General features: G+C 55.7%; 23 protein-coding genes. 5 read left to right on the forward strand and 18 right to left on the reverse strand.

What is annotated here, in order from left to right:
• Window positions 1-6 precede the first annotated feature (6 nt).
• From ligA to HS100_03140, 5 genes are all read left to right on the forward strand, one after another.
• On the forward strand, window positions 7-2,034 hold the full coding sequence (ligA, locus tag HS100_03120; GenBank protein MBE7432882.1) for an NAD-dependent DNA ligase LigA: 2,028 nt from the start codon (window positions 7-9) through the stop codon (window positions 2,032-2,034).
• 133 nt (window positions 2,035-2,167) lie between these two features.
• The gene (locus HS100_03125; GenBank protein MBE7432883.1) at window positions 2,168-3,379 is read left to right on the forward strand and encodes an aminotransferase class I/II-fold pyridoxal phosphate-dependent enzyme; all 1,212 of its coding nucleotides are present in this window, start codon (window positions 2,168-2,170) and stop codon (window positions 3,377-3,379) included.
• A 284-nt stretch (window positions 3,380-3,663) separates the two neighbouring features.
• Complete coding sequence (locus tag HS100_03130; protein ID MBE7432884.1) at window positions 3,664-4,764, forward strand: site-2 protease family protein; 1,101 nt, start codon at window positions 3,664-3,666, stop codon at window positions 4,762-4,764.
• Window positions 4,765-4,972: 208 nt separating this feature from the next.
• Window positions 4,973-5,647: a DedA family protein gene (locus tag HS100_03135; GenBank protein ID MBE7432885.1), complete on the forward strand. Its 675-nt coding sequence runs from the start codon at window positions 4,973-4,975 to the stop codon at window positions 5,645-5,647.
• Window positions 5,644-8,379 carry a cation-translocating P-type ATPase gene (locus tag HS100_03140; protein ID MBE7432886.1) on the forward strand — a complete coding sequence of 912 codons (2,736 nt, stop codon included), beginning with the start codon at window positions 5,644-5,646 and terminating at the stop codon, window positions 8,377-8,379. The genes HS100_03135 and HS100_03140 overlap by 4 nt, the downstream gene beginning before the upstream one ends.
• Window positions 8,380-8,538: 159 nt before the next feature.
• Here the strand turns inward: HS100_03140 and HS100_03145 are convergent, their stop codons facing one another.
• The 18 genes from HS100_03145 to murD all read right to left on the reverse strand — a co-directional run bounded on the left by HS100_03145 (window position 8,539) and on the right by murD (window position 26,534).
• A complete protein-coding gene (locus HS100_03145) occupies window positions 8,539-9,147 on the reverse strand; it encodes a LysE family transporter (GenBank protein MBE7432887.1) in 609 nt (202 codons plus the stop codon).
• Between the two features lie 20 nt (window positions 9,148-9,167).
• Window positions 9,168-9,650 (reverse strand): pyridoxamine 5'-phosphate oxidase family protein, encoded by a 483-nt coding sequence (locus tag HS100_03150; protein MBE7432888.1) that lies wholly within the window; start codon window positions 9,648-9,650, stop codon window positions 9,168-9,170.
• A 9-nt stretch (window positions 9,651-9,659) separates the two neighbouring features.
• Window positions 9,660-11,987 carry a S8 family serine peptidase gene (locus tag HS100_03155; protein MBE7432889.1) on the reverse strand — a complete coding sequence of 776 codons (2,328 nt, stop codon included), beginning with the start codon at window positions 11,985-11,987 and terminating at the stop codon, window positions 9,660-9,662.
• Window positions 11,984-12,649, reverse strand: a complete 666-nt coding sequence (locus HS100_03160; GenBank protein MBE7432890.1) for a hypothetical protein — start codon at window positions 12,647-12,649, stop codon at window positions 11,984-11,986. The genes HS100_03155 and HS100_03160 overlap by 4 nt, the downstream gene beginning before the upstream one ends.
• Window positions 12,650-12,747: 98 nt before the next feature.
• Window positions 12,748-13,203 (reverse strand): YbhB/YbcL family Raf kinase inhibitor-like protein, encoded by a 456-nt coding sequence (locus HS100_03165; protein MBE7432891.1) that lies wholly within the window; start codon window positions 13,201-13,203, stop codon window positions 12,748-12,750.
• A 112-nt stretch (window positions 13,204-13,315) separates the two neighbouring features.
• Window positions 13,316-14,578, reverse strand: a complete 1,263-nt coding sequence (locus HS100_03170) for a winged helix-turn-helix domain-containing protein (GenBank protein MBE7432892.1) — start codon at window positions 14,576-14,578, stop codon at window positions 13,316-13,318.
• Window positions 14,579-14,684: 106 nt separating this feature from the next.
• Complete coding sequence (locus HS100_03175) at window positions 14,685-14,876, reverse strand: hypothetical protein (protein ID MBE7432893.1); 192 nt, start codon at window positions 14,874-14,876, stop codon at window positions 14,685-14,687.
• A complete protein-coding gene (locus HS100_03180; GenBank protein MBE7432894.1) occupies window positions 14,873-15,322 on the reverse strand; it encodes a hypothetical protein in 450 nt (149 codons plus the stop codon). Before HS100_03180 ends, HS100_03175 begins: the two co-directional genes overlap by 4 nt.
• Before the next feature lie 67 nt (window positions 15,323-15,389).
• Entirely contained in the window at window positions 15,390-16,556 is a 1,167-nt protein-coding gene (gene ftsZ / locus HS100_03185; GenBank protein ID MBE7432895.1) for a cell division protein FtsZ, read from the reverse strand.
• 107 nt (window positions 16,557-16,663) lie between these two features.
• Window positions 16,664-17,905 carry a cell division protein FtsA gene (gene ftsA, locus HS100_03190; protein ID MBE7432896.1) on the reverse strand — a complete coding sequence of 414 codons (1,242 nt, stop codon included), beginning with the start codon at window positions 17,903-17,905 and terminating at the stop codon, window positions 16,664-16,666.
• Window position 17,906: 1 nt separating this feature from the next.
• Window positions 17,907-18,929, reverse strand: a complete 1,023-nt coding sequence (locus HS100_03195) for an FtsQ-type POTRA domain-containing protein (protein ID MBE7432897.1) — start codon at window positions 18,927-18,929, stop codon at window positions 17,907-17,909.
• Window positions 18,926-20,044, reverse strand: a complete 1,119-nt coding sequence (locus tag HS100_03200; protein MBE7432898.1) for a D-alanine--D-alanine ligase — start codon at window positions 20,042-20,044, stop codon at window positions 18,926-18,928. The genes HS100_03195 and HS100_03200 overlap by 4 nt, the downstream gene beginning before the upstream one ends.
• Window positions 20,045-20,046: 2 nt before the next feature.
• Complete coding sequence (gene murB, locus HS100_03205; protein ID MBE7432899.1) at window positions 20,047-20,970, reverse strand: UDP-N-acetylmuramate dehydrogenase; 924 nt, start codon at window positions 20,968-20,970, stop codon at window positions 20,047-20,049.
• A gap of 11 nt (window positions 20,971-20,981) precedes the next feature.
• Entirely contained in the window at window positions 20,982-22,364 is a 1,383-nt protein-coding gene (gene murC, locus HS100_03210) for a UDP-N-acetylmuramate--L-alanine ligase (GenBank protein ID MBE7432900.1), read from the reverse strand.
• Window positions 22,365-22,398: 34 nt separating this feature from the next.
• Window positions 22,399-22,926, reverse strand: coding sequence for a CvpA family protein (locus HS100_03215; protein MBE7432901.1), 528 nt, complete (start codon window positions 22,924-22,926; stop codon window positions 22,399-22,401).
• Entirely contained in the window at window positions 22,923-24,020 is a 1,098-nt protein-coding gene (locus tag HS100_03220) for a UDP-N-acetylglucosamine--N-acetylmuramyl-(pentapeptide) pyrophosphoryl-undecaprenol N-acetylglucosamine transferase (protein ID MBE7432902.1), read from the reverse strand. Before HS100_03220 ends, HS100_03215 begins: the two co-directional genes overlap by 4 nt.
• A complete protein-coding gene (locus HS100_03225; protein MBE7432903.1) occupies window positions 23,941-25,182 on the reverse strand; it encodes a cell division protein FtsW in 1,242 nt (413 codons plus the stop codon). The genes HS100_03220 and HS100_03225 overlap by 80 nt, the downstream gene beginning before the upstream one ends.
• A complete protein-coding gene (murD, locus tag HS100_03230; GenBank protein MBE7432904.1) occupies window positions 25,161-26,534 on the reverse strand; it encodes a UDP-N-acetylmuramoyl-L-alanine--D-glutamate ligase in 1,374 nt (457 codons plus the stop codon). Before murD ends, HS100_03225 begins: the two co-directional genes overlap by 22 nt.
• Between the last annotated feature and the right edge of the window lie 36 nt (window positions 26,535-26,570).

The raw sequence follows: 26,570 nt of genomic DNA on the forward strand, positions 1-26,570 counted from the left end.
CGAAACATGGCAGATAAACTCCTCTCCCGTTACGAAGAACTCAAGGCGCAGATCAACTTCCATAATTACCGGTATCACGTTCTGGATGCGCCAGTGATCAGCGATCTCGAATATGACCGCCTCCTCAACGAGTTAAAGAAGATCGAAGCGGATCATCCAGACTGGATCGCGTCTGACTCCCCCACACAGCGTGCCGGGGCAAAAGTCTCGGAAAAGTTCGAGAAGGTTCGCCACCCCGCGCCGATCCTTTCGCTTGCCAATGCCTTCGGCGCAGACGATGCCCGGGCCTGGTTCGAGCGCATCAAGAAATTGGACGACCGTGTGGAAAAGGCAAGATTCGTCGTCGAGCCAAAGATCGACGGGTTATCGGTGGTATTGCATTATCGAGAGGGTCAGTTCACGCAGGGTGCAACACGGGGCGACGGCGAAATTGGAGAGGACATCACGAGCAATTTACGTACAGTTAAAGCCATCCCTTTGCGAATTCCGGTGGAAAGTGGAAAGTCGAAAGCGGTCAGTGTGCCGAAACATCTTGTCGTGCGCGGCGAGGCTTTCATTCCCATAAAGGACTTCGAAGCGTTGAATAAAAAACTCGAAGAAGCGGGCGAGAAGACTTACCTCAACCCGCGCAACACAGCGGCGGGATCGCTCCGCCAGCTCGACCCGCAATTAACCGCTTCACGCCCCATTACCATGCTGGTTTATCAGATCGTCCACTCTGAAGGCGGCAGGGTGCCGACATCGCAATGGGAGATTCTCGAATATCTTAAATCCCTTGGTTTTCCTGTTTCGGATATCCCCAAACGATTCAATGATCTGGATTCAGCCGTTGCATACACTCAAACCTTTGAAAAAGGACGAGACGCGCTTCCCTACGAAGCCGACGGCATGGTCATCAAGATCGACGATTTATCCCTCGCCGCAGATTTGAGTTTCGTGGGCAAGGACCCGCGCGGAGCGATCGCTTTCAAATTCCCCGCCCGTGAAGTGACCACGACCCTGCTCGGCATCGACGTGGAAGTGGGCCGCACCGGCGTATTGACTCCGCGCGCGCAATTGGACGCCGTGGAGATCGGCGGCGTCATTGTCCGCAATGCGACCTTGCACAACTTCGATTACATCGAAGAGAAGGACATCCGCATCGGCGACCGGGTGTTGGTCAAACGCGCGGGGGAGGTGATTCCGTATGTTATCGGTCCCGTGCTGGATGCTCGCACCGGCAAAGAAAAGAAATACAAGCCCCCCGCAAAATGCCCGGCATGCGGGCAGGACGTGGAGCATTTCGAAGGCGAAGTGGCTTGGTATTGCGTCAATGCCGCGTGCCCGGCTCAGTTGGTCCGCAACGTGGAGCATTTCGTCTCGCGCGGCGCAATGGACATCGTCGGGCTTGGGATCAAGATCGTGGAACAATTGATCGAAGCGGGGCTGGTCAAGGATGTTGCAGACCTGTTCACACTTAATAAGAAAGACCTGCTTGAACTGGAAGGCTTCGCCGAGAAAAAGGCGGAGAATCTGCTTGGGTCCATCGAGCAGGCGAAAGATCAGAGTTTGAACCGCTTGATCGCGGCATTGGGTATCCATGGCGTGGGAGAAGTGATGGCAGGCGATCTGGCACGGACGTACGGAAATCTATCCGCCTTATCGAAAGCCACAATAGATGAACTTCAACAGATCGAAGGCGTGGGACCGAACATCGCTGAATCCATTGCAGATTGGTTTTCGAGATCCGCGAATCAGAAATTGTTGAAAAAGTTGAAAGCGGCTGGCGTCGATCCTCAAATGAAGAAGGATGAAAGGAAGAAGGAGGGCGCGTTCACAGGATTGACATTCGTTGTAACCGGCACGCTGCCAAATTTTTCGCGCGACGATGCCAAGGAATTCATCGAAAATAACGGCGGCAAGGTGACCGATAGCGTAAGCAAGAAGACCAGTTATCTGGTATTGGGAGAGAATCCCGGCTCGAAGTTCGAAAAGGCGAAATCGCTGGGCGTAAAGGTCATCGATGAAGCCGAATTGAAGCGGCTGGCGGGATAAAGGGAAAAAGGAATGAGATGTCACCCGACGTTCGATGGAGCGTTGGGTGACGTTCGAGTCCGCGCAGCACACCAAACTAGACAGAAACCACCCCCTCGGCTAAACTTGCGCCATCTTTTTCGGAGGCATTTTCATGGATTTTCACAGCGTAGAGAACAACAGCACCCGCCGCATTGCCGCCCTCAAACAACGCGTGGACGAGGTCAGGAAACACGGTTACTACTTCTACAACCAGGCGGTGGAGGATATGCTGCCCAACGCGAAGGTGCGCGTAAATGGCCGAATCATGGGGATGTACGCCTCCTACTCTTATTTGGGGCTGGTCGGTCACCCGCGCATCAACGAAGCCGCCAAACGCGCCGTGGACAAATTCGGCACAGGCACGAACGGGGTCCGCACGCTGGCAGGCACGCTCACCATCCATAACGAACTAGAAGAGACCATTGCCGATTTCAAACATGCGGAAGCCGCCGTTACTTATTCCTCCGGTTATGTGACCAACCTGACAACCATCTCCACCATGCTGGGGCGCGGCGATTACGTCTTCTCGGACAAGATCAATCACGCCTCCATCGTCGACGGGTGTTTGATGTCCGGCGCGGAATTCCGCCGTTTCAAACACAACGACATGGTTCACCTGGAGGGATTGCTCAAGAACGCGCCGCCCGAAGTGTCCAAACTCATCATCGCTGATTCGGTCTTCAGCATGGACGGCGACATCATCGACCTGCCCAGGATCGTGGAACTCAGCCGCAAATACAACGCATGGCTGATGATCGACGAAGCGCACTCCATCGGGGTGCTCGGCAAGACCGGGCGCGGCATCGAAGAGCACTTCGGCATGGACGAAGTCATCGATATCAAGATGGGCACGCTCAGCAAGACCATCCCTTCGGTGGGCGGATACGTGGCCGGAAAAAAGGAATTGATCGACTTCCTGCGCCACGGAAGCCGCGCCTACATCTTCTCTGCGGCTCTGCCCCCGGCTCAAGCCGCCGCCGCAAACGAAGCCTTTAAAGTCATCCTCGACGAACCCGAACGGATCGAACGCCTGAACGCCAACACCAAACAATTCATCGGCGGGTTGAAAAGCATGGGGTTCAACACCCTGCTGACCGAGACCGCCATTGTCCCCGTGCTGTGCGGCACGGACGAAAAAGCATTCGAACTGACCAAGCGCTGTCAGGAAAACGACATTTTCGTCCTTCCCGTCGTCTCGCCAGCCGTGCAGGAAGGCATGTCGCGCTTACGGGCGACAGTCACTGCCGCGCACGATCCCGCCGACATTGAACACGCGATGGAAGTGATCTATCAGGCGGGCAAAGAGATGGGGATGGTGAAATAAGAGAGTTTGATGAATTAGAGATTGAAAATCGCTCATTGATGGAAATGGGCGATTTTTTTCGGCGAAATACAGACTCACCAGGCAGGCGGGTTCAGTATCTGGTTTCGGGTGGAGATTGCCAGCGGGGCCTGGTGCGATGGGCATTGTCTGGGCGGCGAGGCAGGTTTGAGCGGGGTTGGAGGCGCTTATCGAAGGGCATCCTGATAGAGATTGAAAGCAAATTTAAAACGATTTTCTAATAAAGCCCGTTTACAATGCCGTCCTGATGCATAAGGAGTAATATCATGAAATGGCAATGGAAGTTGGGAACCTTCGCAGGTATTGATGTATTCATCCATGCGACCTTTCTTTTGTTGATCGGTTGGGTTGGATTTAGTCATTGGCTGGAAAATAACAATTGGCTGGATGTATTGAGCGGCATCGGGTTTATACTCGTGCTCTTTCTTTGTGTGCTATTGCACGAGTATGGGCACGCACTCACCGCCCGTAAATATGGAATCAAAACACGCGACATTACCCTCTATCCCATAGGCGGCGTGGCGCGTTTGGAACGAATGCCCGAAAAACCGATCGAGGAATTGTGGGTTGCCCTGATGGGACCGGCGGTGAATGTGGTCATAGCGGCGGGATTGTTCGCGCTTCTTTTCCTGACCGGCGGCTTGGTGCCGCTGACCGAGCTTGGGGTGGCCTCGGGAAGTTTTCTTGAACGGGTGATGGTGGTGAATATTTCACTTGTTCTGTTCAATCTCATTCCCGCCTTCCCCATGGACGGCGGACGCGTGCTGCGGGCTTTGCTTGCCATGCGCATGGATTACGTCCGCGCAACGCAGGTGGCGGCCTCCATCGGGCAGGGATTGGCTCTCGTATTTGGGTTCGTCGGTTTATTTTCGAACCCCTTCCTGCTCTTTATCGCTTTCTTCGTATGGATCGGCGCATCGCAGGAAGCCAGCGCGGTCCAGATGAAGAACGTCATAAGCGGCATCCCTGTGGGGCGAGCCATGCTGACCGATTACAAGAGTCTCTCGCCGCGCGACTCATTATCACGCATGGCGCAGTTGATCCTGGCGGGTTCCCAGCACGACTTCCCAGTCATTGACGATGACGGACGCATCCTGGGTGTGGTCACACGCGATGATTTCCTGGCTGCCCTCACCCAACACGGGCAAAACATTGCCGTCTCGGCGGTGATGCGAAGCAATCCACCGGAAGTGGACTCTTACGACATGGTCGAAATGGCATTGATGAAGATCCAGGAATCGGGCTTTCCATCCCTGCCTGTCACCCACTCAGGCCAGTTGGTGGGCATCGTTACTGCCGAGAACATCACCGAATATTTGATGATCCGAACCGCTTTGCAATCCTCGCGGATCCCCGTCACACCCTGATCGCACCAGACGGTTTAGATAAGAGGTTTCTAAACCACGAAATAATATTTTTCTGTATACTCTCAGCACTCCGATGGGGAGTAGCCGCCCAAATATGGGTAGCACAGTCGTCAATACGTGGCGCGATGCGCCTCCGGCTGTTCTGAAAAGGCAAGACCATCGTCAATGTCTTGACGATGGTCTTTTTATTTATCAATCGAGGTAACGAATGTCAGACACAATCGAATCGACGATACTTTCCACCTTGCAAACCATCTTCGACCAGTTCGGCTGGGCGGGCGTTTTCGCGTTGATGACGTTCGAGAACGCCACCGGCATCACTCCCAGCGAGATCATCCTCGCCTTTGCGGGGTGGATGTTGATCGAACGGCACGGTATTTCGCCAACGTTCATCCCTATCGCTGGAATTTACGCCGGGTTGGGCAGCGCCCTGGGAGCCTCCATCGCTTATTGGGTGGCGCGCCTCGGCGGCAGGCCGGTCGTGGACCGCTTCGCCCGCTATCTGAACATCGAACCCGAACTCATAAATAAATCGGAAGATCAGATGCACCGCTGGGGTCCGGGGTTGGTATTGATCGGACGCTGCATACCGGGCATTCGCACATTGATCAGCATCCCCGCCGGGCTGGCGAAGATCCCGTTCGTCAAATTCTTCGCTGCCACTTTCATCGGCGCGTATGTTTGGTGTACACTATTCATAGGGGCGGGCTACATCCTCGGGCACGAGTGGATGCTGATCAGCCATTACATCAAGACACACCTCCCGCTGGTCTTTTCCCTCGGCATCCTTGCCATGCTTGCCTTTCTGGCATATCACTTCCGCAATAGGATAAAATCGTTGAGATGGTTCGCAATACTCAGGAACGTGAAATTCAACCAATGAACTGGCACACAATAGAAATCGAACAGGCATTAAACGAAACCGGCTCTTCCCGGGACTCAGGCTTGACCGTGGAAGAGGCGCAGAGACGCTTCTCCCAATACGGCGCGAATGAACTCATCGAGCGCGGCGGGCGGACACCCCTGAAAATCCTCTGGGAGCAAATCACCGCCACGATGGTCCTGATCCTCATCGCGGCGGCGGTCGCGGCAGGTATGCTCGGCGACACGAAAAATACCATCGCCATCATTTCGATCGTCGCGTTATACGCCTTGCTCGGTTTTATCCAGGAATACCGCGCCGAGCAGGCCATCGCCGCGCTCAAGAAAATGTCCGTGCCGAATGTGCGCGTGCTGCGGGACGGCAAATTAAACGAACTTTCGGCGCGCGACCTTGTGTCCGGCGACGTGATTCAACTCGAGACCGGCAACATCATTCCAGCCGATCTGCGCCTGCTCGAAGCGGTCAATCTGCGCATCCAGGAAGCCGCGCTGACAGGCGAATCGGAGGCGATCGAAAAACATACCGCCGCCATCTCCGCGGAAGACCTTCCTCTCGGCGACCGTCGCAACATGGCATATATGGGCACCATCATCACACAAGGGCGCGGGCTGGCGCTCGTCGTTGCAACGGGGATGAAAACCGAACTCGGCAAGATCGCGGACATGATCCAATCTGTAAAGCAGGAGCAAACGCCGCTTCAACGCCGGCTCGACGCGCTTGGTAAAACCCTTGCCCTCATCGGGTTGGGTATCGCAGTTTTGATCTTCATCCTCGGCATCCTGCGCGGCGACGAACTGCGCCACATGCTGCTCACCGCTGTCAGCGTTGCGGTCGCCATCGTACCCGAAGGCCTGCCCGCTGTCGTAACCATCACCCTCGCGCTCGGCGCACAACGGATGCTTACAAGGCAGGCATTGATTCGCAGGCTTCCCGCCGTCGAAACGCTCGGCTCGGTCACGGTCATTTGTTCCGATAAAACCGGCACGCTGACGGAGAATCGAATGACCGTGGTCGTGTTGGATGTTGCGGAACATGCCATCGATCTGACCGGGGATGTGGCCCGCGACGGTTCGCTTCACGCCACCCGCAGGCTGGGTTCGCCGGTCCAATCCTCCCTCTCGCTGACGATGATCGGCGGCGCATTGTGCAACGACGCCAGATTGATCGACGAAGGCGATGACCGCTTTCGCACCATGGGCGACCCGACCGAAGGCGCACTCGTTGTTGCTGCGGCAAAGATGGGATATTGGAAATCCTCGCTTGATTCTTCCTTCCCGCGCGCGGCGGAACTTCCCTTCGACTCGGAACGCAAGCGCATGACCACCGTTCATCATCTCGGTCAATACGACCCCACCGTGCTCTCCGGACTGGACATCGGCGACAAGCGTTACATCGCGTTCATCAAAGGCGGCGTGGACGGCCTGCTCGATATCACGAGCCACGTCTGGGCGAACGGCGAATCTCTTCCGTTGGATGATAACTGGAAGTCCAGGATCGAAGCGGCAAATGAGCGTCTCGCCAGGAAAGGGATGCGCGTCCTCGGCGTTGGATTCCGTTTGATGAATTCCATCCCTGAGATCATTCAAACCGACCTGGAACAGAATATCACCTTCGTCGGTCTGTTCGGCATGATCGATCCGCCGCGCTCCGAAGTGCAGGCTGCGGTGGCGGTTGCAAAGGCCGCGGGAATCCGCCCAATCATGATCACCGGCGACCATCCGTTGACCGCCATCGAAATTGCGCGGCAATTGGGCATCGTTTCCGCTCCCGCCGCCGTCCCCGGCGGCGGGGACTCCGCCGGGAGTATTAAGGCATTGACCGGGGTCGAACTCGAAAACCTGACGCCCGATGAATTGAAAAATGTCGTCGATGAAGTGAGCGTGTTTGCGCGTGTTGCCCCCGAACATAAATTACGGATCGTGCAAGCCTTGCAGGAGAAGGGTCACATCGTTTCGATGACCGGCGACGGAGTCAACGATGCGCCTGCCCTGCGCAAAGCGGATATCGGCGTGGCGATGGGCATCACCGGCACGGATGTGTCGAAAGAAGCGTCTGACCTCGTATTGCTCGACGATAACTTTGCGACCATCGTTGCGGCAGTCAAAGAAGGGCGCACGATCTACGACAACATCCGCAAGTTCGTGCGCTTCAGCGTGGCAGGCAACATCGGCAAGGTTTTGGTCATGCTGCTCGCTCCGTTTTTAGGAAAGCCGTTGCCGTTGCTTCCATTGCAGTTGTTATGGCTGAATCTATTGACCGACGGCTTGCTCGGTTTGGGCATGGGAGTGGAAAACCCTGAAACGGATACGATGAAGCGCAAACCCTACTCCCCCACCGAGGGCGTATTCTCGCGCGGCGCAGGGTTTCAAACGATCTGGGTCGGCATGATGATCGGCGGGCTCGCGCTCGGGCTGGGAGCATGGTACTTCTTCACTGGTCGCCCCGAATGGCAGACGATGATCTTCACCTCGCTGGCATTCATGCAGATCTTTCAGGCATTCGCCGCACGGTCGGATAAAGAATCTTTATTCGAGATCGGTATATGGAGCAATCCTGTTCTTGCGGGCATGGCGCTATTGGTTTTTGCCTTACAGATGATGGTGATCTACATCCCGGCAATGGCGAATTTCTTCGAAGTCGTCCCGCTCAGTCTCGCTGACCTTGCCATCTCGGCAGCTTCCGGGTTGGTCGTGTTTATCGTGATGGAAGTTAGTGAGAAATTCAGGAAGTAGTTGTGAAAATATAAAAGAACCTGCCTCTTAGTGAAGCAGGTTCTTTTATTAGACTTCTTGCATACGTGCTCCCGCCGCAGTCCCCGCGGCGGGGAAAGTGCCCAGAATGGGTACGCCGCCTTGAGCAAATCAAATCAGTGACTATTGCATGAAATCTCTCTAACCGATAAATCCCTGCCACAATTGATACAAGCCAAATCCCGCTAAAGCGAATGCAGAGATGAGAAGCATGGTGCGATTCAATTTCGGTCCCAATGCCGAGGCACTGCCGAAGATAAAAATGATCAGGGCAAGGGTGGAGATCATGGCAAGATAGAAACCTGAGAGAAACCCGATCCCATAAACGGGGATCTCGCGCCAGCCTTGCACCAAAATGGGGCCCGTCGCAACCATCCAAAAGATATAAGCGCCCGGGCTGAGAACATTGGTCATCGCCGCTTTGAAGATGGTCTGATGATTTGCAGGTTTGGAGGGCGCGATTAACTTGTCATAATCCCGCCAGGATCTGTACGCGCCAAAGGCGAGATATAAAATGAAGAGCCCGCCTAGGATGTATAAGATTCGCTGAACCCAATCCGGTAGTTGGCTGAGGACAAGCACGCTCAACAATATGATGGGACCGTCGCTCAGGAATGGAGCCAATGCGCCGGGCAGGGCGCGCTTCCAGCCGCGGGTGAGGGCTTGGGAAATGAGAAATGCCTGGAATGGTCCGGGTTGGGAGGCCGCGGCGAAGCCGAATCCTATCCCTTGAAGAAGATAAATCCACATGGTTGCTGCAGAGCGTAGGATCAATCGAAAATGAATTTGGTCGGGTTCTCGAAGAAAACCGTCCATGCGATGCACTGGCGCGGGGTGAAAACGAACAAACCGCCTTCGTCCCATTGTGTGGCTTCAGGAGTGTAACCGTCTTCTGCGTATTTATGAAAAGCAGCGACCAAACGTTGTGCGAATTCAGGCGTCGGCTTGGGCGCAGGGACGGTTATTCCTTCAAGGATGATCGCCTTCTGTCCATCTTCAAGATTTACAGTTACATTTGGATTCTCAAAGATGTTGCGGGCATGGCGCGTTTCAGGACTGCCGTCGTAGTAAAGCCTGCCATCGAGATATACTGCCCAACGCGGCACGACATGCGGACGCCCATTTGGACGAACGGAGCACATCCAATAATGTTTGGCGTTAGTCAATTTTTCTTCGACATATTCCCAAGGCACTTCGGAAATGGGGTTATCAACATATCCTTTTGGAAATTTCGGGCGGGTGATCTTTGTCATTGTATCCTCCTATTTTCCCAACGCTTCTTTCACCGCTTCATAGACGTTCACCATGCCAAAGCCATACGCATTGCTGGGACGATCTCCGGTGAAACAGCCAAGCGACGTATTGCCCGTGTAAGGCTCGGCTGTTGTGATAATTAAATTCTCGGTCGCTTCGATATCGCCGATCAATTCAGGTTGGGCGGACCAGATCAACGCCACCACGCCGACGAGGTGCGGTCCCGCCATGGATGTGCCGCTGTTCGAGCCGTATGAATTTTCAGGAAGCGAAGAAAAAACATCCACACCTGGCGCGACGATATCGGGTTTGACCCTTCCCGAACCGTCGGAGGTGACAGGTCCGCGGCTGGAGAAATCGGCAAGGTTTCCGAACCGATCGATCGCGCCGACAGAGAAAACAGAATCATATAAAGATAGCGGGGCATAGACCGTCTCGCAATTCGGTCCGTCGTTGCCGGTGGAGACGACAACGAAGATTCCGGCATGGCGCAGGTTATCCGACGCAACAAGCAGCGCATTCGGATCGCAGCCTTCGATCTCGGGGCAGCCCCAGGAGTTGTTCATCACGTGCGCGGCTTGGGTCGGGTCGCCGTCGGTGAATGGATCGCCGCCGATAGGGAACGGCGCGAGCATGAACTGCATGCAATCGAGATACAAAGCCGGGTTGGCGAGATTGCGGTCGAGATTGGCGCAGCCGATCCACTGCGCTTCGGGAGCCACGCCGATGCCGCCGCTTCCGAGGATCGTACCCATCGTATGCGTGCCGTGCCCGCCTTCGTCGTTCGGCGATGTGGTTCCATCCCACGGGTCGAACCAGTTGTAATCGTCGCTGCCGTTATAACCGCGATATTGTTCCGCCAGCGCGGGATGATTCCCGTCCACGCCCGAATCGGATTGACCGACAACGATCCCTTCGCCGCGTACATTGAACTCATCCCATACGCGATCCGCGCCGATTAATGAGATATTCCATCCAATGTAATCAGAAGGAGGCGCGGACTCAAATCCCGGCGAAGGTAAATCTTCGGGAGCGGCACGCAGGCGCGGGCTGGGGATGACGCGGTCCACTTCGGGGCGGGTCAACAGGAAAAGCCGCACCAAAGTCCCGCCCTGAACCTCCATCGAGTTTTGCAAATAGTATGGCGTATATTCCACGCCCATCGTATCGAAGGCGCTTCGCAGACCTGCCTGTTCGATGTTCGCCGTTTTGACGAGCGTTTCATATGCCGCCGTCCGCCGCGCGTCGAGGTCCGTCATTGAGTCCAGGTTTGAAAGGTCTGCCTGATTCTTGAAGATGACGAACAATCGGTCGCCGTAATTTCCGGGATTGCCAAAGATGAAGAAGACGGCAACAAGACTGATCCACGCGAGAGCCGCTCCCGTCCATCCGATGATGCGCTTCACCCCCGCGCCCGAGCCTGATCCGGCAACATGGAACAAAATCAACGCGACGACGCTTACGCTCCAGCCGATGAGCAAGGCAATGCCAACTGCTTTGCTCGCAAGCTCGGCAATATCGCCGAGAACGAATGTCAACTCGGTGGGGTCGAAAAATGCCAAACCCGCAAACGCGAGAAGACCCGTTCCGAGAGCCGCGGCAGTGCGTGAAGGCAATAATGCCGCGACCCCGAACGCAAAAGCGGGAATTAAAACAACAAGAATTAATTGCCCGCCGTCGTACCCGAATGCAGAGGCGAGTAAAGCCAACAGGGCGCCCGCACCGACGCCATCAAGAAAAACATTTTCGGAGTCTGCCATCCAAACCGCGGCGAGCAGGCCGAAGGACAAGCCAGCCAGTAGACTTAGGAATCCGTCTGCAAACGAGCCCAATGAGCCGAAGATCGCCAGCGGAAAGATCCCCAGGGCGGCGATCAATAAACCAAACGGCGCAGACTGCGGGAGCCATGCCGGTTTATTTTTACCAAAACGAATGACTATTAATGCGGCGACGAAGGCAAGCAGGGTCTGTGCAATCAAGCCAACCTGATCGTTGTTCGCACCGAGGAATCGCAGTGCCAAAGCGGGGAATCCAAACAGCGAAGCGCCGAACATCCCTGCATACCAGCCTTTGAAGCGATCGTCCGTTGTGAAATACCACAAAAGACCGAAAAGCAGGCTCATGAGGACCGCCTGTGACGCCAGACCGATGGCGCCTGCCCGTGCGAGTTGCTGCAAACTAGATGAAACGATTGCGCTTTGTTCCGTCGTCCACAGGATGAAATGATAGATGAACAAACACAACGGCATCGGCAGGACGAACATCAGGAACAACGCCAGCGCGCCGCCGCTCCGGTTTTTCTCTTCATAGACCGGGGTATTTTCGGATTCCGTCATTGTGTGTCTCCTTGTTTTACAACTTCAATACTTGTCTGCGGTTCGGCCTCCTCCCTGTGCGGATGGACATTGAATATCTTGAACGCCCATTGAACGGACGGGCCGATGAGCAATGCAAAGACCGCTGTGCCGATTCCCGCCGGTCCGCCCAGGAACCATCCAAGGATGAAGACCGTGATCTCCACGGATCCGCGCGCCACCCGCAGACTTAACTTCGTCGTGCGATGCAATGCCAGCATCAAACTATCGCGCGGACCCGCTCCCGCATCCACGCCAATGTACACCGCGCTGGCGATGCCTTGCGCCAATACCCCACCCAAGAGCATCGCGCTTTGCAATATCAAATTCTTTTCGACGGATGGAATCAGCCACAAGGCAAGATCCAGCCATGGACCGATGGAAAGGATGTTCCCCAGCGTGCCCCAGCCGACCTTTTCACGCAATGCCAGCGCGCCAATCAGGACCGTAAAGCCGACGATCACGGTGATCGTTCCAACCGTAAGTCCGGTTATTTGTGAAAGCGCCACCTCGAAGACCGACCAGGTCCCCGTGCCGAGGTTTGCGCGGATGGTCAACGCAATGGATAAACCAAAGAGTGCAAAGCCGATTTGAATGACGAGAAAATCACGGATAAAGGTATTCCAGCGAACAGGTTTGATCATGACACTCCTATTAGAGCGTCATCATACCATGCGAGGAGTTTTTCACTTTGGCTGTTCCTTGAGAGCAGGCCGGAATGCCGATCCCTATTCCTGCCCGCTTACCTGCGGGAACGCAGTCCGATCAATTGAGTTGTGCCCACTACATGTCCCTTGATCGCAGATTCAAACTGCCCGCGGCTTGCACCTTCTGCAAGGGACAAGGTCGTATCTAACGCATACAATGTAAAGATATAACGGTGTGTGCCGCTCGGCGGGCAGGGACCGCCATAGCCAAGTTCGCCGAAATCGTTCATGCCTTTGACGCCTGCATCCGGTCCGCCGATGGCTTCGTTTAGTCCGCTTGCATTTGCCGGGATGTTGAATTGCAGCCAATGCAGCCAGTTCCCGCCATCGGGATCGCTCATGAGGATGGCAAAACTCTGCGTGCCGTCGGGCGCACCTGTCCATGCAAGCGGAGGCGAAAAATTCCCGCCGGTGCATTGTCCGCGCAGGTTGTAGGTGTAACTGTCCGGGATCGTCCCGCCTTCGGAAAAGGCGGCGCTGGTCAGGGTCAAATTATCCATTGCGACCTCACTCTCTTCGACTGGCGGAGTCGGGGAACATGCCGCAAGCAGTACGGCAAGCGCCCCTGCGATGTGAATTGACTTCATGCTCGCCTCGTGAAATTCAAAACCCAAGCCGCTTCAATCTCGTTTTCAAATCCATTCGTAGTGTAGCACGTTTGACACCGCCAAGATCGATCTTTTCCGCGCCGATCATATCTGCAAATCGTTTCAGTCCCTCTGCGAGTGCATCAGCAAATGCAGAATCCTTCGGCGCGTCGTCCTCCAACCAGAAGCCGAGGATGTGCAGCGTGTTCGTCGCGCGGTCGAGTTTCGGGTCGAGCCGCGCCACCAGATCATCGCCGTATAGAATCGGCAATGTGTAATAACCCCACTTGCGCTGATGTAAAGGCTTGTACACCTCCCACACGTAATCAAAATCGAAAACTTTTTTCGCGCGCCCGCGGGCGCTGACGATTTCCAACGGAGCGAGAAGCGTGACCTCTTCGAGCGTGGATGGCCCTTTGGGCTTCCACGCCTTCGGGACGCGCCCCGCCTCCAACTCCGCCAGATGGGCTTTGTCACTGTTACAGATGAGGAAGTTCTCGCTGAAGCCTTCGACTCTCACCCGCGAGATTTCCTTCTTTTCGATGAGCCGTTCGATGTGTTCCTTCGCATCCTGAGCAGGCACTTTACGATGAATATACTCACCGAACGCGGTCTTCCAGGAAGGCTCGCGCGCCATGCCGTAAAAAGCGATGATTTTTTTGCCTAGAAAGTCCTCGGCTTCCGCCTTGGGCGCGGCATAATCATATTCACTCGGCAGGACTCGCTCGCGCAGGTCGTAGATGCGGTCGAAGCCCTTGCGGTTCGAGATCATCACCTCGCCGATCAGCCAGAGATAGAACAAAGTGACCGAGGTTTCCTTGCGCCCGCGGTAACTCCATACTCTCACAGCGTCGCCTTCGATGTCGCGGTTCCCCAACGGACCTTTCTCGCGCAGTTCGTCCAACACGAATTTAATGACTTCCTTCGGCGGATGGGTGAAGGATTCGTAACGCAATCCTCTCTCTTCGCGATGCTTCATATGCAATCGCCAATACGGGAACTCATGCATCGGGTACATCATCAGCCAACCGCCGTAATCGAAGGCTTTGCGTTTGTCGTATGCCATCTTGTAGAGCAGTTCGGGTTTGTAGTCGAGGACGCGCCCATACATGGCGATGTCCTGGCTGCGGGCGACCATGACGAGCGGATCAAGTTGCAGCGCCTGCATTTGTTTCAAGGCGGATTCGGCGCCGGTCAAACCACGGAAGCGGCGGCCAGGCCAAAGTCCCTGCGAGCCGAGCAGGAAGCGTCGATAGGCTTGTTTGGAGATTGTATCCATGCTGAAGGTTTACGTTAGAGGCTTGCGCTGAGCGTTGTCGAAGCGTTGAAGTTGAGATTAAAAAAACCGAGGCATTGCGCCTCGGTCCATCGGTCACGGCGGCAAATCAATCGTCAGCCAATGAAGCGATCGCGCGCAGAAGACCGAAGATCAGCACGCCAAGTTTCAACCCCTCGCCTGTGGTGATGGCGGTTTCGCGCTCGCTCCTTGCGGCGCGGCGATTGAGAAGCATGGCGGCGATCAGACCCGTGACTGCGCCGATGACCGCGCCGCCGAGAAGTACCCTGCTTCTATTCATGGTGTCATCCTTTCAAAAAAGGTTTTTGCTGTTTGAAGCCATCCGTTCAGGACGAGGATGGGTTTGACCGCCATATCCGCCCCGCGGATGATGTACCCGCGCGCGATGAAGATGTAATCCTGCCCAAGACCCGTGTAATATGGAACCGCCTTGAGGAAACGCGCCATAAGATAGATCAGTCCGATGAGAATAGCAAGCACGACCAGCCCGCCGAGGAGCATCGGGATGATGACCCAGATGGTCGAGATCGCCGCCCAGCGGCCCACGTCGCCGCCCTGTTGAAAAGTGGCAATGCTGATCCATACGACCATGCCGATCAATGCCAAGGCGCTGAGCGCGACAGGCAGGATGATCTTCCACATCACCTGCCTGCGGTGTTTGAGGTAGGAGTAATGCGCGGGCGGGGTCTTGAGTCGTTCAGCGAGTTTGGGGAGTTGGGAAGCCATCGAACGTATTTTACCAAAATAAAAGACCCTAAAGGTTTTGAAAACCCTTAGGGTCTAATTTCGTTTCCTATCTTCGATTCCGCAAAAACGTCGGAACGTCGAGATCGTCGTTATTGATGCTCGGCGCAGGCTGGGACTTTACGTCTGCAGATGAGCGGGTTTCCGTATTGGCGGTCACCGATTCAACCGGGCGCGGAGTGAAGGGGGTGTTTGCTGCTGAAAGAGGCTTCTCAGTGGTGCGCGGCAGTCGTTCGAGCACGCGGCGTGTGACTCCGCTTCGTTCGAAGCCCGTGGCAATCACGGTACAGCGAATCTCATCGCCCAGGTTCGGGTCGATGACCGCGCCGAAGATCATGTTGACATCCGGATGAGCCGTCTCGCGGATGATGGCAGCGGCTTGGTTTACCTCGAAGAGGGTCATGTTCGGTCCGCCAGTGACGTTAAAGAGCACACCGCGCGCGCCGTCAATTGTAATGTCGAGCAACTGACTGGAGATGGCCTGCTCGGCGGCGGTCTTTGCGCGGTCATCGCCGGAGCCGCGGCCGACAGCCATAAGAGCCGCGCCGCCTTCGGACATGATGGCGCGCACATCGGCAAAGTCGAGGTTGATCAAGCCGGGGATGGTGATCAATTCGGAGATGCCCTGAATGCCCTGGTGCAATACTTCATCCGCCATGCGGAAGGAATCTTGCAGCGACGATTTTTTATCCGCCAGTTGGAGCAATCGGTCGTTGGGAATCGAGATGAGCGTATGCGCGTGTTCCTTCATCTTCGCCACGCCCGCCTCGGCAGACTGCGAGCGCTTGCCGCCTTCGAATGTGAATGGTCGCGTCACTACGCCGATGGTCAATGCGCCGCATTCCTTTGCGATCTGCGAAACGACGGGAGCCGCGCCGGTTCCGGTGCCGCCGCCCATGCCTGCTGTGACGAAGACCATATCCGCGCCTTTGAGCACGTTATACAGTTCGTCGGAAGATTCTTCCGCGGCTTTCCGGCCGATCTCGGGATCGCCGCCCGCACCGAGCCCGCGCGTGATCTTATCGCCGAGGCGAACACGCATCGGCGCGCGCGACAAGGTCAATGCCTGCGCATCCGTGTTGGCGGCGATGAATTCAACGCCCTGGATGCCTTCTTCCATCATGCGGTTGACGGCATTTTGTCCGCCTCCACCCACGCCGACCACTTTGATGCGGGCGAAGGTTTCGGTTTGCAATGATCTTTTGTTCGAGTCCATTTGTTCCTCCTGGCAAGGAATTTGCCTAATCTTAAACGACAATACGATTTTTTAACAGGGTTAAAACTGCCCAAATTTCACCACTTGTGAATCTTTTCTCTTTTCATTCATGGCAGCAACCTCTTCAACCAACTCTTCACTGAATCCATATTTGAACTCCTATCACCGCGCGGCTTGCGGCGTTTGCCACCGGTCGAGACCGCGACCTGATGATCGTGCATGCTGATCGCCCATTGCAGCAATCCGAAACTCGTGGAATACATGGGCGAATTGAGCTTATCCACAAGTCCTTTCAGATTTTGCGGCTGGGCTGTGCGGACCGGCATGCCCAACAAACCCGCCGCCACACGATTGATTCCGGGCAAAGCAGACGTGCCGCCTGTCAGTACCATGCCTGCCGGTAACAATCCGTCATACCCTGAGCGCTTGATCTCTTGAAGAATTAAATTGAATGTCTCTTCCACGCGCGCTTCGATGATCATCGCCAGATCGTGGCGGCTGATGCGAATATCCTTATCCTCGCCGAAGGGACGCATGAGGAAATATTCATCCGCGCCGACATCGGACTTCACAGCATGTCCCTGCTGCTTTTTTACTTCTTCGGCTTGCGTCAGCGATAGTCGCAGTCCGTGTGCGATGTCCTGAGTGACGTGATTCCCGCCGACTGCCAGGACCATCGTGTGCCATACATCGCCATCGACGTAGATCGCAAGGTCGGTCGTCCCGCCGCCGATGTCGCAAACCGCCACGCCCATTTCGCGTTCCTGTTCGGTCAACACAATTTCAGCAGAGGCAAGCGGATTCAAAACGAATTGTTGAATCTCGACCCCCGCCGCGCCCACACATTGACGCAAATTATCGACGGTCGCGCTCGCGGCGGTGATGATGTGCGTTTCCACTTCGAGTTTATAACCGTGCATCCCGACCGGGGTCTTCACGCCTTCCTGCCCGTCCACGGTGATGCCGCGCTGGATGACGTGAATGATCTCGCGGTCGTGAGGGATGGCGATCGCCTGAGCCTGTTCGAGCGCACGCGCCAGATCATGGACTTCGATGATCCCGCCGGGGATTCCCGCCGCGCCGCGGCTGTTCACCGAAGCCACATGCGCGCCCGCAAGACTCACGAACGCGGAAGTGATCTCGAGACCGGAAGTGCTCTCCGCTTTTTCGACCGAACGTTTGATGGCGCGCGACGCAGCGGGGAGATCGACCACGATCCCCTTGCGGATGCCCTCGGAAGGTTCGATGCCCACACCGAGAATGCGGATGGATTTATCGTCCTCCACCCGCCCAACAAGGGTGCAGACCTTGGTCGTTCCTACGTCAATGCCAACAACAATTTCATCCATGTTACGGGCTCTCTACAAAGATTTCCTGTGTTTCTTCTGCATCAACTTCTGCCATGCGGTAATACGGGCCGTCGGGATGCTCCACGTTGATGTAAATGGGAGTCTTGCCGCGTTGTAAAAGCGATTCGACCAGCGTCCGATATACGGTGATCTTCAACGGCAGGTCGCTCGATGAAGTACCGAATGCGACCGTCCAACCGCGCGGGTCGACCCAGCTGAAACCATCAACGGAGGAAAAGGTCAGGGTGGCGCCAGCAGGCACGAGCGGGGCGAGACCGAGAGCGGAATCCACAAGATCTTTTTGGATGAAGGGCGGCGGGCTGTACGGGTCATCCGAGGTTTGAATCCCCGCCGGGGGCGCATCCAACGCATTGACCACGATCAACCCCGCCGCCTCGCCTCGGGGCCTGAACGCGATGCCTGATTCGTCGACCCAGGTGTATCCTCCGTTTTGATTCCAAAGGATGACGGGCTGGCGTTCAAGGACAGTAACGTAGACGAAATTGGGAAGGTACACATCCACCTGTGCGGAGAGAAGCTCGGGGTAATTCAATCGCAGCCGTCGTTCAAGTTCATCCGGCTGGACGGTAAAGATGTTCTGCCCGTTCACGCCGATGATGCCGTTGATCTCTTCGCTAAGGATGCGTGTGTTGCCAAGTACATACGCAGAGGGGACATAGAAATACTGCAATCGAAACGCCAGCACGAGCATGGTCCCAAAAGCAAGCGCAAATAAGACCGACGCGATTCGCCAGTTGGTATGCGCGCGCGGCAGTTGCGGAAGCCGCGGCAGGGCAATCTTCGGTTTATTGAGATGAAATTCCGGCAAACCCAACGCGATCTTGAACTTTCGCTTTTCAGTCGGCTTGGGCGATGCCCATAGCGGAAGTGTGGGTGTGCGCGCAGAAACCTTGACCATGGGTTTGGTGGCCTGTTTCGCCGCCCGTTGAAGTTCTTTCGCAGCATGCTCGGCGCGGCGACGGCGGACGATCTCGGCACGGGTAGGCTGGCGTTTGTCGCTCATGCCGTCCTCCGATGCTCGGTGCGGTCGCGTTGGGCTTTGCGGTCGAGCGCGAGTTGAATCAGGCGGTCGACCAGTTCGGCATACGTCATGCCGCTTGCCTGCCATAATTTCGGGTACATGCTGATGGAAGTAAAGCCGGGTATCGTGTTCAATTCGTTTAGATAAATCCTATTCGTGTCTTTTTCGACAAAAAAGTCAGCCCGCGCCATGCCCGCGCAATCGATGGCTTTGTAGGCGCGCACGGCATAATCGCGGATCTGGTCTGCTGTATCTTCCGGCAGCGGCGCCGGGATGATCAACCCCGATGTGCCATCGATATATTTCGACTCATACGAGTAGAACTCGCGGCTCGGCAGGATCTCTCCGCAGACCGATGCCTGTGGGTCTTCATTGCCAAGCACGCTGACTTCGATCTCACGCACATTTTTCACACCGCCCTCGATGATGATGCGGCGGTCATAACGCGCGGCATCCATCAAACCTTCCGCAAGGTCTGAACGGCTGGTGCATTTGCTGATCCCAACCGATGAACCGAGATTGGCAGGTTTGGTGAAGAGCGGATACGAACCCAGCGCTTCGGCTTTCGCAATGACGGAATCCACATCATTCTCGATCTCGCCGCGCAGGATCAAAGCCGATTTCACGAGAGGGATCCCATGAGCGCGCATTACATCTTTGAAAATGGCTTTATCCATGCCAACGGCTGACCCGGCTACGCCTGCGCCCACGTATGCCACATCCGCCATTTCGAACAGACCCTGGATCGTTCCGTCCTCTCCGAACGGTCCGTGCAGGACGGGGAAGAAGACGTCGATGGCGTTGAGCGTTTCGAATTTGTCTCCGGTTTTCGTCGAACGAAGCACGAACAAACTCTGCCGCGCCGACGGGTCGGTGGGCGGGATGACGCGGTCGAGATTCCTGACATCGCCATTTTCAAACGCACCGAGCGCATCGCTTCCAGTCAGCCAGTTGCCATCGAGCGTAATGCCCACTTGCACAACCTCATAACGTTCCGGGTCCAAAACGGAGATCACCGAGCGCGCAGACATCAGCGAAACATCATGCTCGCCAGAACGTCCGCCAAAGATAACTGCAACTCGAAGTTTCTTCGTCATGGTCACTCGTTCCACTCGCCTACCAACTCGATTTCCAATTCCAAATCCACGTTGAATCTTTCCTTCACCGTTCTTTGAGCCAGGAGAATCAAAGCGCGAATATCTTCGGCTCTGGTCCTGCCGTGGTTTATAAAGAAATTTCCGTGCAGCGTGCTGATCTCAGCGTTGCCGATGCGCGTCCCCTTCAAACCCGCGGCTTCAATCAAACGTCCCGCATGGTCGCCCTGCGGATTCTTGAACATCGAACCCATGCTTGCGCCAGGCGGTTGCGTGGCTTTTCGGCGTTCGCTGAATTGTTCGATTTTAACAGACACTTCCTCTTTCGATGAATTTTTTAATTTCAACATCGCGCTCAAAACAACGGCTTTCAATTCACCACGTTTTAAAATACTGGTGCGGTAGCCGTATCCCATTTGTTCGAGAGCGAATCGTTCCCGCCCTTTTTTCGTCAGCAGTTCAGCCCACATTAGGTTATGAGTCATATCGCCGCCGAACGCTCCCGCGTTTCCATACACCGCGCCACCGACTGTGCCGGGGACCGTTGCCGACCATTCCAGTCCGCCCAAGCCTTTGGATGCGCAGCGCTTGGCGAGATTGCCGATCACGACTCCCGCCTCGCACCAGACTTGAGGCTGGTCGCCCATCTCAAAGCGGATTCCCTTCGCCCTGTTCAAAACCACGACTCCACGAAAGCCTTTATCGCTGACGAGCACATTCGACCCGCCGCCAAGTATGTAATACGGGAGATCGTGTTCCCATATCCGTTGCATCGCGTCTGCAAGTTCATCCGCCGATCTGACCGTCAGCATCGCATCCGCCGGTCCGCCGATGCGCGCAGACGTATACGGCGCAAGGGCGACATGCTCCTGCACAGCATCGCCAAATTTCTCTCGCAAGATCTCAACGGAAGGGGCGGCGTTAACCATGAACATCCTGACTACAAATCCTTCAACAGATCTGCGGTGATCTGGTCTGCGTCCCCGGCGGAAAGGACAATGACCACATCATTGAATCTCAAATGTTCCAACAAATATTTACTCGTCTCTGCAAGCGAGCCGCTGTACCTGGCAGAGGCATGAGGCATTGCCCCAACCACTTCAGCGGAGGAGAAATCCTGTTCCGGTTCGCGTGAAGCGTAGATTTCCGTCACGAGAACTTCATCGGCTTCGCTAAATGCCCGGGAGAAATCGTATAGCAAGGTCTGCGTCCTCGAGAACGTGTGCGGCTGCCACACTGCCCAAATCCTCCGCTTCGGATAACGCGCCCTTGCCGCAGCCAGCGTTGCGCGAATTTCGGTGGGATGATGGGCATAATCATCGACCAGGAGAATGCCTTTTGGCTCGCCGCGAATTTCAAAGCGGCGTCCGGTTCCAGTAAAGTGACCCAATGCTTCAGCCGCTTTTTGCATCGGAAGTCCCATGACTGCTGCAACAGAAAGCGCGGCAAGCGCATTGCGGACGTTATGTTCGCCCGGCACCTGCAACGAGACATTGAACGCGTTCGTCATACTGCCCATGTTGGTCATGACAGAAAAGTCGAAACCGCCGCGCTCGTTCTTCTTCATGGTGCGCGCCTGCACCCATTGCGGGCTGTTGATGGTCATTTCGCCCTGCACAGAATAGGAGACCACGGTCAATCCGCTGCGCCGGGCGTGGTTGATCAGCATGACGGCGCCTTCATCTTCCGCGCAGGCGATCAAGGTACCGTCAGGCGGAAGGAGATTCACAAAACTTTCGAAGGCGGCATACATGTCATTGAAGGTCGGGAAACAATCCGGGTGATCGTGTTCCAGATTCGTGACCACCTCGATCTGCGGTTTTAATCCCAGGAACATGTGGTCGTATTCGTCGGCTTCGATGACAAATGTCTCGCCTTTTCCTGCGCGGGCGTTGGCTTGCAGGTTGTTCAGCGTCCCGCCTGCAATGAAAGACGGGTCGCGGTCGAGCGCGATCAAGATCCAGGCGACCATGGCGGTGGTCGTGGTCTTGCCATGGGTTCCAGCGATGGCGATGCCCGTCTTCTTCTCCATCAATTGGCCGAGAAAATCGGCGCGCTTGTAAACGGGGATGCCCGCCCGCTTCGCCGCCTCGACTTCGGGATTGTCATCCTTGATGGCCGAAGAACGAATCACCACTTCCGCTCCGGAAACATTGCGCGGGTGATGACCGACATAGATCTGCACGCCAATGTTCTGTAAATCAGCGGCAAACGGAGAGAGCGCCTGATCCGAACCGGTCACCTCGTACCCGCTCTCCGTGAGCAGGCGCGCGATGGCAGAAAGCCCTGAACCTCCAATGCCGATGAAATGAACGCGTGTCATGGTTATCTCTGCCTAAGCCGCCTGGAGCAAGTCATTAGATATATACCACGATGATGAAGATGAGGATGACGATGACGGCAAAGTAGATCGATGGTTCGCCGAGGAAACGCGGTGGCATGACTGCCATCATCCTTTCGATGGCGTCTGCAATCGCCGGGTCGGTGGCGCGGCTGATGACTTTGGGGTAGGGATAGTTCGCCATGTGGTTGTAATAAAGGATCGAGCCCGCGACCAGGTACCCATTTACGCCGCCCAACACCGCCCCGAAGAGTGAATCCTGAAGGTGTTCGCGCAAAGCCTTACCCGCAAAGCGCGAGATGTTCACGGTCTGGTAGCCGAAGTACACCAGCGCGATCAAGATGATGACCCGGATCCAGAACACAGAGGTGGTGGTCTTGTCGAGGTCGCGCACCAGCGGGATATATTTCTCCAGCAGGAGGTTGACCGCCAGCGAGGTGACCACGCTGAAGATGACCATCAACTCCTTCGCCCATCCGCGCATGGCGCCTATCACGCCAAAGAGAAATACATACATCCAAAAAAGATAGATAACGCTCATCATGAGATTTCTTCTCCTGCCAGTTTCACCAACTGGCTGGCTATTGCCTCTGCCGCGCGCGGCATGGAAAGATTTTTCATCGCCGTCCGCATGGCAATTCGTTTGTGTTCGTTATGCAAAAGGTCTTTGATGACAGGCAAAAGATTATCATTCAACAATTCATCCTGCAAAATCACCGCGGCGTTGCGTTCGGCAAGATAATCCGCATTCACTTTCTGGTATCGCCAGGCGTATGGATATGGAACGAGCACGGCGGGCAGTCCAAAATATGGATATTCGCCGAGGGTGGACGCGCCTGCCCGCGAAAGGACAAGGTCTGCTGCGGAGAGCGCCGCGCCCATGTCATGCAAATAGGATATGACGTGATAACGGGCTTTTTTTTCGGAGGGAAGTTTTTCCGCCGCGTCTTTCAATGTTTGGTAATCCAGCGCGCCGGTGATGTGAACGATTTGCGCCATGCCAAGTAATCCATTAATGTGATTCAAGATTGCCATGTTGATCGAGCGCGCGCCTTTGCTTCCGCCGGTCACTAGCAGTGTGGGAATCTGTGAATCCAAGCCGAAGTGAGACAAGGCTTTTTCGCGGGACCAGTTCGAAAGTCCGGGGCGAAGCGGATACCCGGTGTGGACCAACCGCTCGGGGCTGGGGAAAAATTTTCTTGAGTCCGGTGCGGTCACAGCAACGACATCCGAAAAATAACCGAGGAATTTAAGCGCGAGTCCCGGTTCGATATCAGGTACGTACAGCACGATCGGATAATCGCGTCCGGCGACAGCCATCGGCGCGGCGATATAACCACCGGTAAAGAACAAGACGTTTGGTTTGAACACCTTTAAGATTCCGCGCGATTGCATGATTCCGCGCGTCAGTTTGCCGATGTTACCCGGCAATGCGCGCAGACCAACGCCGTGAACGCCTGCGGCCGGGATGGCGCGATAAGGGATGCCTGCGCGTTTCACTAGGTCCTCTTCCATGCCGCCTTCACCGCCGACCCACAAGGTTTCGACGCTGGCATGTTCACTTCTTAGCGCTTCGTAAACGGCCAGCGCGGGATACACTCCCCCGCCCGTTCCACCAGCGCAGATTAGCAACCGCACCGTACGACCTCCAATCATCCGATACATTCGAAGTGCTTCCCTGGCGGGAAATATTGAACAAAATTCCAAGCGCCGCAAGCGTGGTGACTAGGTTCGAGCCGCCCGCGCTCACAAAGGGAAGGGCGTTTCCCGCGAAAGGCAAAAGCCCAACCATCACTGCCATGTTGATCAGAGCCTCCAACCCGATCCAGATGACCAGACCCGAAGCGATGAGCGTGCCGAGCATGTCGGGCGCGCGACGGGCGATGACCAATCCACGCCAGATCAAGGCGCCGAAGAGACAGATCAAACCGACACCGCCGACCCAGCCAAGTTCTTCCACAACGACCGCATAGATGCTGTCGGTCGGAGGTACCGGCAAGCCGGTCACTTTGGAAAGCGACTTGCCGATGCCAACACCGAACCAGCCGCCGTTGACGATGGCTTCGAACGAACGGCGCACATGATATGAAGCCTGCAAGGGATCCTTGATTCCGGTGACGAAATCCTGCACACGCTGCTGCCCGGTGAGGCTGACCGATACGACCATATAAGCGACAAGCCCAGCAACAACCAGCAAGCCGCCGATCTGTTTCATATCGCCGCCTGCAAGGAAGAAGAGCAAGCCGCCGAGCATGAGCACGGTGGCGGCGGCGCTCAGATCCGGCTGCAAGTAGATCAAGCCGCCCACGAATCCGAGAATTACGCCGAGCGGTATCAGGCCGAAGGTTACGTCTTTGAGCATGTCTCGTTTGGCGTACAACCATACGCCAAGATATAGAATCGAAACCAACTTTGCCAATTCCGAAGGCTGGATCGAGCCGTTCAGGATGGCACGGTTGGCGTTGAACCGTGCTTCGCTCATCACCAACACTGCGACCAACAAAAGAATGGTGAGCGCCATGGCGGGCACGATCAATTGCCGCCAGCGGTGATAATCGATAAACGCAAGGATCGTTGCGCCGAGGAGTCCCAGTCCGAGCCACATGACCTGGCGGTTGAACATATACATGGCGTCGCCGTCGTTCGCCGCACGAGAGAAATCCCACGATGCGGAATACAACATAACCAGACCAAACACGATCAACGCCACCACGATCACAAGCAGGGGCATGTCGAACCCGCGTATCGTGCGCGTGGCAGCCTGCGTGGGTGTTTCCTTTACGACAGTTCCGATACCCATTTCCGAAACGCCTCTCCTCTCTCTGAAAAATCCTTGAACTCATCGAAGCTCGTGCCGCCCGGCGATAAGAGAACGACATCGCCTCTGGATGCAATTTCCGCCGCGGCCGAAACTGCCTCCTCGAGCGTCTTCGCCCGGCGGATGTCCACGGCTCCGACTCCGCTGAAGCCTGTTATTGTTTTCTGAATCATCTCCCCCGCCTCACCAAAAACCACCACATGATCCACGCGTTCATGGACCAATTTCGCCAGGTCTCCCCAGGGAAGATTCTTATCTCGCCCGCCAAGCATCAACACGATCGGTTCAGTGAATGAATGGATCGCCGCCATGCTCCGTTCGGGCGCTGTTGCGATCGAATCGTTGTACCAGCGCACACCGCGTAATTCGCGGACCAATTCCAACCGGTGCGGCACGCCGCGGAATTCCTCCACGGCTTCAAGCATGTCATCCAGTTTGAAATCCGCCGCATGACCGACGGCAAAAGCCGCGAGCACGTTCGCCACATTATGGTCGCCGTGCAGTTGAACTCTTTCGCGCATCAATAGCGGAACGTAGGCAAATCCGTCCCGCAGGCTGAGCAAGCCATCGTGCAAATAAGCGCCGTTCAAGCCTTCATCCAGGTCGTGAAGGGAGAACGCCAGCAAGTTCCCTTTAACTTTATTCTTCAAGCCCCACGCGCCGATGTCATCGCGGCCAAGTACGGCAGTGTCCTTTTCACTCTGGAATTCCAAAATCCGCGCCTTGGCGGTTGTATAGGCTTCCATTGTTCCATGTCGGTCCAAATGATTCGGCGTGATATTCAGAATCGCCGCGATGTTCGGGGATATATTCATCTGCTCGAGTTGGAACGAGGATAATTCCATGACAGCGATGTCGTCGGTTGTCATATCGTCCACGTAGTTGATGAGCGGGTCGCCGATGTTGCCGCCTGTGTAAGAGCGATTTGCGATCGAAAGACTAGCCATGTTGCCAACAAGAGTCGTCGTCGTTGTCTTGCCCGCCGAACCTGTAATGCCAATCGTCCTGCACGGAACGACCTCCATGAAGATCTGCGAATCGTTCGAGAGCGGGATGCCGCGTTTGACGGCTTCTTCGACGATTGGCAATGTCAACGGCACGCCGCCGGAGGGACACAACACATCGCAACTATCAAGCAATTCAAGCGGATGACCGCCAGCGACGAGCTTCACGTTCATATCTGCAAGCGATTGCTTCGCCGGGGCAAGTTCCGCCTCGGGGCGCGAATCATTCAAGGTCACGATTGCGCCGTGACGGGATAGCCAGCGCGCAAGGGCGATTCCCTGTCTTGCGGCACCGAGGATGAGAACGTGGGTGTTTGTCCAATTTTTCATGATTCGTAAAAAGTAAGGAAATGAAGCGTGATGTGC

Source organism: Anaerolineales bacterium, assembly GCA_015075725.1.
Classification (GTDB): Bacteria; Chloroflexota; Anaerolineae; order Anaerolineales; family Villigracilaceae; genus Villigracilis.